Annotated in this window: 14 protein-coding genes; all 14 read left to right on the plus strand. The window is 72.3% G+C overall.

What is annotated here, in order from left to right:
* The first annotated feature begins 138 nt into the window (after positions 1 to 138).
* The 14 genes from AC1VM9_RS13855 to atpE all read left to right on the plus strand — a co-directional run bounded on the left by AC1VM9_RS13855 (position 139) and on the right by atpE (position 13,566).
* A complete protein-coding gene (locus AC1VM9_RS13855) occupies positions 139 to 549 on the plus strand; it encodes a response regulator transcription factor (protein WP_481339274.1) in 411 nt (136 codons plus the stop codon).
* A gap of 10 nt (positions 550 to 559) precedes the next feature.
* Positions 560 to 1,621: a HEAT repeat domain-containing protein gene (locus AC1VM9_RS13860; protein ID WP_481347250.1), complete on the plus strand. Its 1,062-nt coding sequence runs from the start codon at positions 560 to 562 to the stop codon at positions 1,619 to 1,621.
* Positions 1,618 to 3,060 carry a glycosyltransferase family 2 protein gene (locus AC1VM9_RS13865; protein ID WP_481347249.1) on the plus strand — a complete coding sequence of 481 codons (1,443 nt, stop codon included), beginning with the start codon at positions 1,618 to 1,620 and terminating at the stop codon, positions 3,058 to 3,060. Before AC1VM9_RS13860 ends, AC1VM9_RS13865 begins: the two co-directional genes overlap by 4 nt.
* A gap of 898 nt (positions 3,061 to 3,958) precedes the next feature.
* A complete protein-coding gene (locus AC1VM9_RS13870; RefSeq protein ID WP_483123038.1) occupies positions 3,959 to 5,149 on the plus strand; it encodes a sensor histidine kinase in 1,191 nt (396 codons plus the stop codon).
* A 271-nt stretch (positions 5,150 to 5,420) separates the two neighbouring features.
* Positions 5,421 to 5,636 (plus strand): 50S ribosomal protein L31, encoded by a 216-nt coding sequence (gene rpmE, locus AC1VM9_RS13875; protein WP_481339419.1) that lies wholly within the window; start codon positions 5,421 to 5,423, stop codon positions 5,634 to 5,636.
* A 99-nt stretch (positions 5,637 to 5,735) separates the two neighbouring features.
* Positions 5,736 to 6,821, plus strand: a complete 1,086-nt coding sequence (prfA, locus tag AC1VM9_RS13880) for a peptide chain release factor 1 (protein ID WP_481347247.1) — start codon at positions 5,736 to 5,738, stop codon at positions 6,819 to 6,821.
* The gene (locus tag AC1VM9_RS13885; RefSeq protein ID WP_481347246.1) at positions 6,818 to 7,807 is read left to right on the plus strand and encodes a N5-glutamine methyltransferase family protein; all 990 of its coding nucleotides are present in this window, start codon (positions 6,818 to 6,820) and stop codon (positions 7,805 to 7,807) included. Before prfA ends, AC1VM9_RS13885 begins: the two co-directional genes overlap by 4 nt.
* A gap of 218 nt (positions 7,808 to 8,025) precedes the next feature.
* Positions 8,026 to 8,844 carry an L-threonylcarbamoyladenylate synthase gene (locus tag AC1VM9_RS13890; protein WP_483123039.1) on the plus strand — a complete coding sequence of 273 codons (819 nt, stop codon included), beginning with the start codon at positions 8,026 to 8,028 and terminating at the stop codon, positions 8,842 to 8,844.
* 84 nt (positions 8,845 to 8,928) lie between these two features.
* The gene (locus AC1VM9_RS13895) at positions 8,929 to 10,209 is read left to right on the plus strand and encodes a serine hydroxymethyltransferase (RefSeq protein ID WP_483123040.1); all 1,281 of its coding nucleotides are present in this window, start codon (positions 8,929 to 8,931) and stop codon (positions 10,207 to 10,209) included.
* A 35-nt stretch (positions 10,210 to 10,244) separates the two neighbouring features.
* Positions 10,245 to 11,342, plus strand: coding sequence for a glycosyltransferase family 4 protein (locus tag AC1VM9_RS13900; protein ID WP_481339292.1), 1,098 nt, complete (start codon positions 10,245 to 10,247; stop codon positions 11,340 to 11,342).
* Positions 11,343 to 11,485: 143 nt separating this feature from the next.
* Complete coding sequence (locus AC1VM9_RS13905) at positions 11,486 to 11,989, plus strand: Cg1360 family ATP-synthase-associated protein (RefSeq protein WP_483123041.1); 504 nt, start codon at positions 11,486 to 11,488, stop codon at positions 11,987 to 11,989.
* A 14-nt stretch (positions 11,990 to 12,003) separates the two neighbouring features.
* Complete coding sequence (locus tag AC1VM9_RS13910) at positions 12,004 to 12,297, plus strand: hypothetical protein (protein ID WP_481339296.1); 294 nt, start codon at positions 12,004 to 12,006, stop codon at positions 12,295 to 12,297.
* Between the two features lie 166 nt (positions 12,298 to 12,463).
* Positions 12,464 to 13,243, plus strand: coding sequence for a F0F1 ATP synthase subunit A (gene atpB, locus AC1VM9_RS13915; protein WP_483123042.1), 780 nt, complete (start codon positions 12,464 to 12,466; stop codon positions 13,241 to 13,243).
* A 113-nt stretch (positions 13,244 to 13,356) separates the two neighbouring features.
* Positions 13,357 to 13,566 carry an ATP synthase F0 subunit C gene (gene atpE / locus AC1VM9_RS13920; protein WP_026863922.1) on the plus strand — a complete coding sequence of 70 codons (210 nt, stop codon included), beginning with the start codon at positions 13,357 to 13,359 and terminating at the stop codon, positions 13,564 to 13,566.
* Positions 13,567 to 13,601 lie beyond the last annotated feature (35 nt).

The following is a 13,601-nucleotide window of genomic DNA, read 5'->3' on the forward strand; positions in this document are numbered from 1 at the left end:
GACGCCGGCACCGAGAGGGGCGGGACCGCGACCGCGGTCCCGCCCCTCTCGCATCGTCCGAACCTCGGCGTTTCGAGTCGGAACTGTCCGAAATGTTCGTAAACTGGATCGACCCACCAGCCCCACCGATGGAGTGCCATGACCGCGCCTGCCGGCGACCACGTCTTCGCCAGCGACGGACCGGTTCGCGTCCTCGTCGCCGACGACGACGCCGACATCCGAGACCTCGTCGAGTTCAAGCTCGTCCAGGCCGGCTACGCCGTGGAGGCGGTCCCGGACGGCGCGTCCGCGTGGGAGTCCTTCGAGGCCGACCCGCCCCAGCTCGTCGTGCTCGACGTCATGATGCCGGGCCTGTCCGGCATCGACGTGCTCCGCAAGATCCGCGAGAGCGACCACCCCGGTGTCCCGGTGCTGCTGCTCAGCGCGAAGTCCCGGGACTCCGACGTCGACACCGGGTTCGCGGTGGGTGCCGACGACTACGTCATCAAGCCGTTCAGCCCCCGCGAGCTGCTCCATCGCGTCAACGGCATGCTCGCCCGGGCCCGGTGAGGGCGCACTCGTGGTGACCATCGGCGCCCACCTGCTGCTCGGCGCCACGATCGCGGTCCTGGCCACCTGCCTGGTCCTCGTCCTCGTCGTCGTCGCCGTCCGGTCGCGCCGGCTGGGCCGCCAGAAGCGCGACGAGATGCTCCTCGCGCCCCTGCGCAGGCCGCTCATCGTCGTCGCGTCCGGCGAGGACGACGACGGCTCGGCCACCGAGCAGCTGACCTGGGCCACCGGCGTCACCCGCGACGTCCTGGACGAGGTCGTCGTCGACCTGCTGACGAAGATCCGCGGCCTGCCCGCCGAGCAGCTCGTGCAGGTGCTCACCGCCCACGGCGCCGTCGAGCGCGCCAAGGCCGACCTGGGCCACCGCTCGCTCGTCCGCCGGGCCAAGGCGGCCCAGATGCTCGGCCTCGCCGGCGGCCCCGACGCGGTGCCGCTCCTCGTCGAGGCCCTCGGCGACAGCACGGTCCAGGTGCGCAACAGCGCCGCCTACGGGCTCGGCCTCATCGGCGACGCGTCGGCAGCCGCTGCGGTTCTCGCGGCCACCGGCGCCGACAACGGCGGCATCCCCGCCAGCACGTCGGCCGAGACGCTGCAGTCGATGGGCGTCGGCATCTCGGGCGTCCTCGGCGCCGCCTTCGAGGACGACGCCGCGCGGACCCGCATGGTCGCCGCCCACGTCACCGGCGACCGCAGCTTCACCCGGGGCCTGCCGGCGCTGCGCCGGCTGCTCGCGACCGACCCCGACCTCACCGTCCGCGAGACGTGCGCGACCGCGATCGGCCGCCTCGGCCGCGACGAGGACGTCGCCGTGCTCGCGCGCCACGTGGCCGGTGACGAGCCGCTGTCCCTGCGCCGGGCCTGCGCCGCGGCGCTCGGTGACCTCGGCGAGGCAGCCGCCGTGCCGGTGCTCGCCACGTTGCTCGACGACCCCGACCCGCGCCTGGCCGAGATCGCGGCCTCCGCGCTGATCGGGCTCGGCACGGACGGCCACGCCGCGCTCGCCGGCCGGGAGGACACCCCGCCGGTCCGCGCCGCCCGCACCGTGGCCGAGCTCCAGCGGGCGTCGGCGTGACCGGCGTCGTCGAGGGCGTGCGCTCGGCCGTCGTCTGGCTCATGGACGTCACGAGCATCCCGATCCTCGTCTACTTCCTCCTCATCAACACCTCGCTCGTCGTCCTGATCGCCTTGGCCTACCTCGAGTTCCGGGCCCAGGAGCGCCGACGCGCGACGGCCGTGGAGTGGCAGGGCGCGGGCCTGGCACCGGGCGTCTCGCTCCTCGTGCCGGCCTACAACGAGGAGGCCGGCATCGTCACGGCGGTCAAGTCGTTCCTCACGCTGCGCTACCCGCGGCACGAGGTCGTCGTCGTCGACGACGGCAGCACGGACGCCACCTTCGAGCGCCTCCGGGAGGCGTTCGACCTCGTCGAGGTGCCCCGGGTCCTGCCCCACGAGGTGCCGATCCGGGCGCGCATCCTCGGCGTCCACGTGCCGCGCGACGGCCGCACCCGCCTCGTCGTCGTCCGCAAGGAGAACTCCGGCCGCTCCGAGGCCATCAACGTCGCGATCAACGCCGCCACCGAGCCGCTCGTCGCGATGATCGACGGCGACTCCGTCCTCGAGCCCGACGGCCTGCTCCACGTCACGCGCCCCTTCGCCGACGACCCGACGCGCATGGTCGCCACGGGGGGCGCCATCCGCCCGGTCAACGGCAGCCGCGTCATCGCCGGCCGCATCGTGCGGGTCGAGATGCCGCAGACGTGGCTGCCGCGCATCCAGCTCGTCGAGTACCTGCGCGCCTTCCTGCTCGGCCGCACCGGCTGGTCGCGGCTGGGCTCCCTCATCCTCATCAGCGGGGCGTTCGGGCTCTTCCGTCGCGACGTCGTCGTCGAGGTCGGCGGCCTCGACCCGGACAGCATCGGTGAGGACTTCGAGCTCGTCATGCGCATCCACAAGCGCCTGCGCGACGAGGGGCGCGACTACCGCATCGAGTTCGTGCCGGAGCCGGTGTCCTGGACCGAGGTCCCGGTCACCGCGAAGGTGCTGCGCAACCAGCGGCGTCGGTGGCACCGGGGCCTCTGGGAGACCCTCTGGGCCTACCGCTCGATGCTCTTCCGCCCCAGGTACGGACGCGTCGGCTGGGTGGCCCTGCCCTACTACTGGCTCTTCGAGCTGTTCGCGCCGCTGCTCGAGCTCTTCGGGATCGTCATCGTCCCGCTGGCACTGCTGCTCGGGGTCGTCGACATCCCGTTCGCGCTCCTGTTCCTCGTCCTCGCCTACGGCTACGCGGTTCTCGTCACGCTCGCGGCCATGCTCGTCGACGAGTGGGCCTTCCACAAGCAGGACCGGTGGCAGGCGCTCGGCCTCACGGTCGTCGCGTCGGTCCTCGAGAACGTCGGCTACCGCCAGGCGACCGTCTGGTGGCGGCTTGAGGGCTGGTGGGCGAGCCTGCGCGGCAAGAAGCACGTCTGGGGCGTCATGACGCGGACGGGCTTCGACGAGGGTCCCGCGTGAACGTCGGGCTGCGGCCCTTCACGCGCAGCTCCGTCGGCACGCAGATCCGGATCTTCGTCGGCATCATCGTCGCGCTGGTCACGGCCGGCGCGGTGGTGTCCGTCGTGACGATCCAGATGCAGAGCCAGTCGGTCCGGGCACTCACCCTCGTGTTCGAGCCGGCCAACGACGCCAACAACGACGTCGTCCTGTCGATGACCCAGGCGCACGGCGCGTGGCAGCTGGCCGCCGTCGGCCGCCCGCCGACCCTGCCGGCCGACGGCTACCGTTCGACGGTCCAGGCCGACCTCGACCGTCTCCTCGAGGCCATCCGCCAGCCGGAGCTGCCCCGGGAGGACGTCGCCGGGTACGAGCGCCTCGCCGCCGCGCAGCGCCAGGCGGCCACCCGGTGGTTCCAGGAGGTCGAGCGCGCCGAGGCCGTCCGGGGAGCCGGGGCAGGGGTGCCACCTGCCACCCAGGCCGTCGTGGAGGGCGCCTACTCGACGTTCCTGGGCGCCAGCACCGCCCTCGGGGTCCAGGTGCTCGGTGACCGCAACGAGGCGCGCATCGACTCCCGCAACGGCACGAGCCTCGCCTCCGACGTCCTCATCGGCGTCACCGTCGTCGTCGTCCTCCTCCTCGTCGCGGCGGGGTTCGGCATGGACCGCGCGGTGGGGCGGCCCATCGCCCGGCTGCGCGAGGTCGTGCGCCGCCAGGCCGAGGACGACGTCATCGCCATGGCCAACCAGGAGGAGGGCGCGCTCGAGGTGCGGATGCTCGCGCGCGACTTCAACGACCTGACCCGCGCCAACGCCCGGCTCGTCGACCAGCAGGCGGCCGTCCTCGAGATGCAGGGCTCGTCCTCGACGTCGGGCGCCGGGTCCGCGCGGCGAGCGATGTCACCGAGGCGCTCCAGCGGGTGTGCGCCCGCCTCGGCGTCGGGCTCGGGGCGGACCGCGTCCTGCTCTACACCCTGGCCGACGACGGGCAGAGCATCGAGGACCGTCTCCAGTGGTGCGCCGGTGACCTGCCGGACCTGCCCCCGCTGCCGCGCTCGCTCGCCCAGCAGATCGGGACCGTCAACGACGAGCTGCGCCGCGATGCCGGCTTCTTCGACCTCGGCGACCTCCTCGCGCACGAGGCCTACCAGGACGAGCGCGCCCGCGCCTTCCACCGGGCCACGGGCGCGCGGTCGCTGCTCATGCTTCCCGTCGGCACCGGGGGCCGCGGCCTCGGCATCATCGCGATCATGATGGTCGACGGGCCGCGCCGCTGGCACCGGCACGAGATCCAGGCGGCACAGCAGTGCGCCGCCATCGCCGCCCAGTCGATCATCACCCTGCGCCTGACGCTCATGCAGGAGGAGCAGGTCCGCCGCCTCACCGAGCTCGACCGGCAGAAGACCGACTTCATGGCCACCATCAGCCACGAGCTGCGCACGCCCCTGACGTCGATCTCCGGCTACCTCGAGCTGCTCACCGACGGCGACTTCGGTGACGTCAGCCAGGGCCAGCACGTGGCCCTGGAGATCATCGGGCGCAACGCCACGCGCCTGCGTGGCCTCATCGAGGACCTGCTGGTCCTCAACAAGATCGAGGCGAGCGGCCTGCAGTCCGTGGCCGAGGACGTCGCGGTCGCCGACCTGCTCGCCACCGTGGCCGAGACGATGGAGCCGGTCGCGGTCGCGGGCGGTGTCGAGCTCGTCTGCCACGCCGTGGCGCAGGACCTCGTCGTGCACGTCGACCGTGGCCAGCTCGAGCGCGCCCTCATCAACCTCGGCTCGAACGCCGTGAAGTTCACGCCCGAGGGCGGGCAGGTGGTCCTGTCGGCCGAGCGGGCCGGCGACTCGACGATCGTGTCCGTGCGCGACACCGGCATCGGCATCCCGGCGGCCGACCTCGCCCGGCTGTCCGAGCGGTTCTTCCGCGCCGGCAACGCGACCGCCGCCGCCATCCCGGGCACGGGCCTGGGCCTGGCCATCGTGCGCGCCATCGTCGAGGGACACGGCGGCGAGCTCGTCATCGCCTCGGTCGAGGGGGAGGGCACGACGATGCAGGTGGTCCTGCCGGTCGCCCAGCCCGCGCACCTCGACGTCCTCGCGGACGCCTGACGCCGGCATCCCGGCGGCCCCGCGGCACTCCGTCGGCATCGCGTCGGCATCGCGTCGGCATCGCGTCGGCACCGCGTCGGCACCGCGTCGGCACCGCGTCGGTACTGCCCCGGAGGCACCGCCACGGCGGGAATGCCGACCGCCCGGCACGCGTTTGGGAGGACGTGTGCCCTTCTGGCACACTCTTGCTTCGGACCGGTTCACGGCAGAGCGACCCACCAGGGTGGCGAGCGAGGACACCGACCCGGCCGACAACCTCGAGGAGACGATTGTGAAGAAGGACCTTCACCCCACCTACGTGGAGACCACGGTCACCTGCACCTGTGGCAACACGTTCACGACCCGCAGCACCGCGACCTCCGGCCAGATCTCGGCCGACGTGTGCTCCCAGTGCCACCCGTTCTACACGGGCAAGCAGAAGATCCTCGACACCGGTGGCCGCGTGGCCCGGTTCGAGGCCCGGTACGGCAAGAAGGCCGCCAAGTAGGTCTCCCGCACGCCGGCCCCGCGACGTCCGTCGCCGGGGCCGGCGTTCGTCGTCCTCGGCCCTTCAGAGCCCACGCCACCGACCAGGCAGGAGAGCCCGGTGCTCGACTCCGTGCAGTCCGTCCTCGACGAGTACGCCGACCTCGAGACCCGCCTCGCCGACCCCGGCGTGCACACCGACCAGGACCTCGTCCGGACGCTGAACAAGCGCTACGCGGCCCTCGCCCCGACCGTCGCAGCGGCGCGCGCGTGGCGGTCGGCCCGTGACGACCTCGATGCCGCGCGCGAGCTCGCGGCCGAGGACCCCGGCTTCGCCGACGAGGTCCCGGCGCTCGAGGCGGTCCTCGCCGAGGCCGAGGAGCACCTGCGCCGGATGCTCGTGCCCCGCGACCCCGACGACGACCGCGACGTCATCCTCGAGGTCAAGGCGGGGGAGGGCGGCGACGAGTCGGCGCTGTTCGCCGGCGACCTGCTGCGCATGTACCTGCGCTACGCCGAGCGGCGGGGCTGGCGCACCGCGGTCGAGGATGCCACCGAGAGCGACCTCGGCGGCTACAAGGACGTCCGCGTCTCGATCAGGACCAGGGGTACCCCCGGCCTCGGGGAGGGGCCGTGGGCGCGGCTCAAGTACGAGGGCGGCGTCCACCGCGTCCAGCGGGTCCCCGTGACCGAGAGCCAGGGCCGCATCCACACCTCCGCGGCCGGCGTCCTCGTCATGCCCGAGGCCGAGGAGGTCGAGGTGAGCGTCGATCCGAACGACCTGCGCATCGACGTCTACCGGTCGAGCGGCCCGGGCGGCCAGAGCGTCAACACGACCGACTCGGCCGTGCGCATCACGCACCTGCCCACCGGCCTCGTCGTGTCCTGCCAGAACGAGAAGTCGCAGCTGCAGAACAAGGAGGCCGCCATGCGCGTCCTGCGGGCGCGGCTGCACCAGGTCGCGCAGGACGCCGCCGACGCCGAGGCGTCCGCGGCGCGACGCTCGCAGGTGCGCACGGTCGACCGCAGCGAGCGCATCCGCACGTACAACTTCCCTGAGAACCGCATCTCCGACCACCGCACCGGTTTCAAGGCCTACAACCTCGACGCCGTTCTCGACGGCGACCTCGACCCGGTCGTGCAGTCCGCCCTCGACGCCGACGAGGCCGCCAAGCTCGCCGCCCTCGCCGAGGGGTCCGGAGGGTGACCGACCTGCGCACCGGCGTCCGGGCCGCGGCGCAGGCGCTCGCGGACGCGGGGGTGCCCTCGCCCGAGGCCGACGCGCTCGAGCTCGCCGCCCACGTGCTCGGGCTCGACACGGGCGAGGTGCGCCGGCAGATGGTCCTCGGCGGCACGAGGCTGCCCGACGCGTTCGAGCGGCTCGTCGAGGAGCGGGCCGCGCGGGTGCCGCTGCAGCACCTCACCGGCCGCGCGCACTTCCGCCGGCTGACGCTGTCCGTCGGGCCGGGCGTGTTCGTCCCTCGCCCCGAGACCGAGGTGCTCGTCGAGCTCGCGCTCGCCGAGATCGACCGTCTCCTCCTCGCCACCGCCCCTCCTCCTTCTCCTCCTCCTCCTCCCGCTCCTCCTCCCGCTCCCGCACCGAACGAGTCGTTCGGTGCCGAAAGCGCCGGTGCACCGACGCGTCCGGGCCCTGCCGACGCGTCCGGGACCGAACGAGTCGTTCGGGTCGTCGACCTCTGCTCGGGGTCGGGCGCCATCCCGCTCGCCGTCAAGGACGAACGGCCCGCCGTCGCCGTGCGGGCCGTCGAGCTGTCACCGGAGGCGCACGCCTGGTCGGTGGCCAACCGGGACCGGCTCGGTCTCGATGTCGACCTCGTCCGGGGCGACGCCTCGGGCCCGTGCCTGTGCGACTGGGAGGGCGGGGTCGACGTCGTCACCGTCAACCCGCCCTACATCCCGCTCGGCCAGGTGCCGCTCGACCCCGAGGTCCGCGACCACGACCCCGCTCTCGCGCTGTACGGCGGTAGCGAGGACGGGCTGGCCATCCCGCTCGCCGTCGCACGCCGGGCCGCCGACCTGCTGCGCCCCGGTGGCCTGCTGCTCGTCGAGCACGCCGACTCGCAGGGGATCAGCCTCCCCGAACGGCTGACGCGCACCGGGCTCTGGGTCGAGGTCACCGACCACGAGGACCTCGCCGGCCGGCCCCGGGTCACCACCGCCCGCCGCGCCTGACGCGTCTGACCCGCCTGACGCGTCAGCCCCGCACCGAGCGCGACCCACTCCGCTGGGTCGGGCGGCCGGATCCACACGACGTTCGGCTTCGTCCGGGCGGGTCTCGCCGGTTCGCTCCGGCCGCTCGGCCCGACGCCCGGGCGCGCGGTCCGAACGCGCCGCCCGCGCGCACGGGACACGTCGCGGTCCGCGTCGGTGCCGCGACTAGGCTCTGCCGGGTGAGCGAGCGCTACGACTGCACCGACCCCGACGGCCGCGCCGAGGGCATCCCCGCCGCCGCGGCGGCCGTGCGACGCGGCGAGGTCGTGGTCCTGCCGACCGACACCGTCTACGGCATCGGCTGCGACGCCTTCGACGCCAACGCCGTGGCCTCCGTGCTCGCCGCGAAGGGCCGCGGGCGCGACATGCCGCCGCCGGTGCTCATCCCGACGGCCCGGACCGCGCAGGGGCTGGCCACCCAGGTGCCCGACTACGCCAACCGCCTCATGGAGCGGTTCTGGCCCGGTCCGCTCACGGTCGTGCTCAAGGCCCAGACGTCGCTGCACTGGGACCTCGGCGAGACGAACGGCACCGTGGCCCTGCGCGTGCCCGACGACGAGATCGCCCTCGACCTGCTCGGCGACATCGGACCGATGGCCGTCACGAGCGCCAACACGACCGGGGACCCCGCGGCGCGGTCGGTCGACGAGGCGCAGGCCATGCTCGGCGAGTCCGTGGCGGTCTACCTCGACGGCGGCCCGACCGAGGGCGGCGCTCCCTCGACGATCGTCGACTGCACGGGGGAGGTCCCCGTCACCCTGCGCCTCGGCGCCATCCCGCAGGCCGACCTCGACGCGGCGCTCCTGCCCCAGGAGCCGCCCACCGACGACGCAGGAACCGACGCCGTCGCCAGCGTGGACGTCCCCGACGCCGACACGGCCGACGCCCCGGACGCCGGCGAGCCCGTCGGCGAGGTGCCGCCCGACCCCACGCCGGACCCGAGCGCCGACCCCACCCAGCACGGACGCGGTGCCGCCGCCCACGGCTCGACGGCATAGAGTTGGTCCGCGCTCGCACCAGTGCCCCGCACGGAAACCCGCACCGAAACCCGCACCGAAACCCGCACCCTCCGGAGATGCCCCATGGCTGACGACACGACGTTCTACGGCTCCGACTTCGGCGCCCTCCAGTCCTTCGACCCGGACATCGCGGGGGTGCTCCTGTCCGAGCTGGACCGCATCCGCGGCGGCCTGCAGCTCATCGCGAGCGAGAACATCAGCTCGCCCGCGGTCCTGACCGCGCTCGGCTCGACGCTGTCGAACAAGTACGCCGAGGGCTACCCGGGGCGTCGCTACTACGGCGGGTGCGCCGAGGTCGACAAGGCCGAGACGATCGCCATCGAGCGGGCCAAGGAGCTGTTCGGCGCCGACCACGCCAACGTCCAGGCGCACTCCGGCGCCTCCGCCAACCAGGCCGTGTACGGGGCGTTCATGAAGCCCGGCGACACCCTTCTCGCGATGGCCCTGCCGATGGGCGGCCACCTCACCCACGGCGCCAAGGTCTCCTTCTCCGGCAAGTGGTTCGACGCCGTCCCGTACGGCGTCGACAAGGAGACCGAGGACATCGACTACGACGAGGTCGAGCGCCTGGCCAAGGAGCACCGCCCCAAGGTCATCTGCGCGGGCGGCTCGGCCATCCCGCGCCTCATCGACTTCGAGCGCTTCCGCGCCATCGCCGACGAGGTCGGGGCCATCCTCTGGGTCGACGCGGCCCACTTCATCGGGCTCGTGGCCGGCAAGGCGATCCCGTCGCCGGTGCCCTACGCCGACGTCGTCACCTTCACGACGCACAAGGTGCTGCGCGGCCCGCGCTCGGGTGCGCTGGTGTGCAAGGCCGAGCACGCGGCGGCCCTGGACAAGGCGGTGTTCCCGATGATGCAGGGCGGTCCGCAGATGCACACCATCGCGGCCAAGGCGGTCAACTTCAAGGAGGCCGCGAGCCCCGAGTACGCCCAGTACGCCCAGGACGTCATCGCCAACAGCAAGCAGCTCGCGCAGAGCCTCAAGGACGTCGGCATCCGTCCCACGACCGGCGGCACCGACACGCACCTGTCGCTGCTCGACCTGCAGGGCATCGGCGTCACCGGCAGGGACGCCGAGGCTCGCGCCGACGCGGCCGGCATCGTCCTGAACAAGAACGCCATCCCCTTCGACCCGCAGAAGCCGAACATCGCCTCGGGCATCCGCGTCGGGACGCCGTCGGTGACGACCCAGGGCATGGGCCTGGAGGAGATGAAGACCATCGCCCGCCTGATCCACACGTCGGTGACCCAGGGCGACGCCGACCCGGACCACCCGGTGAGCAAGGAGGTCCGTGCCGAGGTCACCGACCTCGTGACGCGCTTCCCCGCCTACCCGCGCTGACCGTCCGCGGTCGGCGCCCGAGCGAGGGTCGGTAGGTGCACGAGTACGTCCTCGTCCTCATCGTGGCCGCGGCGGTCACGTACGTCGCCACACCCTTCGTGCGCAGCCTCGCGGTCGCGACGGGCGCCTTCACGGCCGTCCGGTCGCGCGACGTCCACACGACGCCGATCCCGCGGCTCGGGGGAGTGGGCATCTACATCGGGTTCGTCGCGGCGGCGCTCGTGGCGCGGGCGCTGCCCTACCTCGGCACGCTCTTCTCGACGAAGCAGATCATCGGCGTCGTCGTGGCCGGCGGGATCGTCTGTCTCCTCGGGGCCTTCGACGACATCCGCGAGCTGGACTGGATCACCAAGCTCGCGGGGCAGATCCTCGCGGCAGGCCTCATGGCCTACACCGGGGTGCAGCTGCTGTCGCTGCCGATCTTCGGGACGACGATCCTGCCGACTCCCGTGCTCGTGCTCTTCACCGTCATCGTCGTCATGGTGTGGACCAACGCGGTCAACTTCATCGACGGCCTGGACGGCCTGGCCGCGGGTGTCGTCGGCATCGCCGCGCTCGCGTTCTTCATGTACAGCTACATCGTGTCCCGCTCGTTCGTGCCGGCGAACGTCTTCTCCACGGCGACGTTCATCTCGGCGGCGCTCGTGGGCGTGTGCGCCGGCTTCCTGCCGCACAACTTCCACCCGGCGCGCCTGTTCATGGGCGACTCCGGGGCCCTGACGCTGGGCCTGCTCCTCTCGGCGGCGACGATCGCGCTGACGGGCAACGTCGACCCCGGGCAGGTCAGCGGCAACGAGGTGACGGCGGCGTTCCTGCCGATCATCGTGCCCCTCGCGGTGCTCCTCCTGCCGCTGCTCGACATGGTCCTCGCCATCGTCCGGAGGACCCGCGCCGGCCAGCGGCCCTGGCACGCCGACGCGATGCACCTGCACCACCGCATGCTGCGCATCGGTCACGGCCACCGCCGGGCCGTGCTCATCCTCTACCTGTGGGCCGCGATCGTCGCCCTCGGGTCCGTCTCGTTCGTCATCTGGGACGGCTGGCGACCGCTCGTCGTCGTCGGCGCGGCCGCCGTCGCCGGTGTCGTGCTCACGGTCTGGCTCCCGCGGTGGAGGCCCTCCGAACGCTTGTGATAGCATTCACAAGCACCTGAGGGGAGTCTGAGAAGGACGCTCCCCGGGCCGCGGATCGCCTTGCCCCACACGGCGATCGAGCACCAAGCGCCCGTTCGCAGCCCACTCGCCCCCGCCGACCAGACGCACCAGGCAGGTCCACCGTGAGCACCACCCCGGCCCGCACCGCATCACAGTCCGATGCGTTCGCGCAGCTCCTGCGCGGGTCGCTGCCCCCGACCCTCGTCGCCGGTGTCGTCTGCGTCCTCGTCGGGCTGTTCTCCAGCCCGAAGGCCGCCTGGTCGGCCGCCATCGGGGCGGCCCTCGTCGTCTTCTTCTTCACGCTGACGCTGCTCGCGATGCGCTACACGGCCCACCTCGCACCCACGATGGTCATGGTCGTCGTCATGCTGACCTACACCTTCAAGGTGCTCGTCCTCGCCGTCACCCTCTTCGCCCTCCGCGACGTCACGTGGGCCTCGGGGTACGCCATCGGGGTGTCCGTCACCGTCTGCGCCGTCGTCTGGCTCTTCTTCGAGATGCGTGCCTACCGTCACCTGCGCATCTTCGCCTTCGACCCCACGACCGACGACGGGTCCGAGGCCGCGTCCGATGCCCCCGCAGACCGCCCCTCGACGCCGCCGCGGGAGCCGCGTGATGAGTCGTGAGCAGGGAGGTCACCATGAGCACCCCACCGACACCGCCACCCGGTCCCGAGCCCGAGGAGCCGACGCGTCCGCCCACCGCGGCGGAGCAGGAGGAGGAGGCGCGCGAGCGGGTCAACGCCGTCAACCGGCGCGAGGCCGACTCGGCCTGGCGATCCGTGGCCTACCTGCTGACGGGGCCCCTCGTCTACGGCGGCCTGGGGGCCCTCGCGGACCACTGGCTGGGCACGTCGTGGCTGGTCGGAGTGGGGATCGTCGGGGGGATGGCCCTGTCGCTCTACCTGATCTGGTTCCGATACGGTACCCATTGAGCCAGGCGGACCCCGCGTCGCCAGCCGGCGCGACGCCGCCCGGCCCGCCGAGCAGCACGCGCAGCACGAGGGCCTGGCACCCCACCACCCCAACCGCGGGACCTCACCCCGTGCCGATGACCGGTGTCGTCGGCCGAGCAGCCCAGAACGTACGAAGGAGTAACCCGTGAGCATCGTTGCCGCCGCACCGTCGGACTTCGAGGCGCCTGGCGTCGGCGAGTTCTGGCAGCCGCTGATCGGTGACGGCGCGTGGGCCATCACCCGCCCGATGCTGCTCATGGTCGTGTCCGGCCTGCTCATCGCCTGGTGGCTGCTCGCGACGACGCGCAAGAAGGCCATCGTGCCGAGCCGCGGCCAGATGGCCACGGAGGCCGTCTACGGCATGGTGCGCAACGGCATCGCCAAGGACCTCATCGGCTCCAAGGAGTTCCTCAAGTTCGTCCCGCTGCTCTTCTCCCTGTTCATCATCATCCTGGTGAACAACCTGTTCGGCGTCGTCCCGCCGTTCAGCTACCCGACGATGAGCCGCATCGGCTTCCCGATCGCCCTGTCGCTGCTCGTGTGGGTCATCTTCCACGTCGTCGGCATGCGCAAGCACGGTTTCGTCGGCTACTGGAAGTCGCTCGTCCCGGCGGGTCTGCCCAAGGGCATGATCGTCCCGATCTTCATCCTCGAGCTCATCACCGACCTGTTCACGCGGCCCGTCACGCTGGCGCTGCGACTCTTCGGCAACATGTTCGCCGGCCACATCCTCATCGTCCTGTTCATCACGGGCGGCTGGTACATGCTCACCAACGGCGGTGTGCTCGTCGTCGCCGGCGGGGTCACGTGGATCTTCGCCTTCGTCATGACCCTGTTCGAGCTCCTCGTGGAGTTCCTGCAGGCCTACGTCTTCACGCTGCTCGCCGCGCTCTACATCGGCGGCGCCCTGGCCGACGAGCACTGACGGCCGCACGGACAGCTCCACCAGCTCCACCCGCTCGACCGTTCCACCCCGACGCTTCACCCAGCCCCGTTGGTAACCGCCAGCGGGACCGACAAGAAGGAAATGGAATCAACATGACCGGCAACATCGCCATCCTCGGTTACGGCCTCTCCGCCATCGGCCCCGGTATCGGTGTCGGCCTGATCTTCGCCGCGTACATCAACGGCGTCGCCCGTCAGCCCGAGGCCCGCGGCATGCTCCAGCCGATCGCCTTCCTCGGCATGGCCATCACCGAGGCCCTTGCCATCTTCGGTATCGCGCTCGCGTTCGTCTTCAAGGCCTGACGCCCGCACGGGCCACCAGCTCGTCGACGCTCCGT

The sequence above is a fragment of the Monashia sp. HAY1-11D genome (assembly GCF_056868035.1).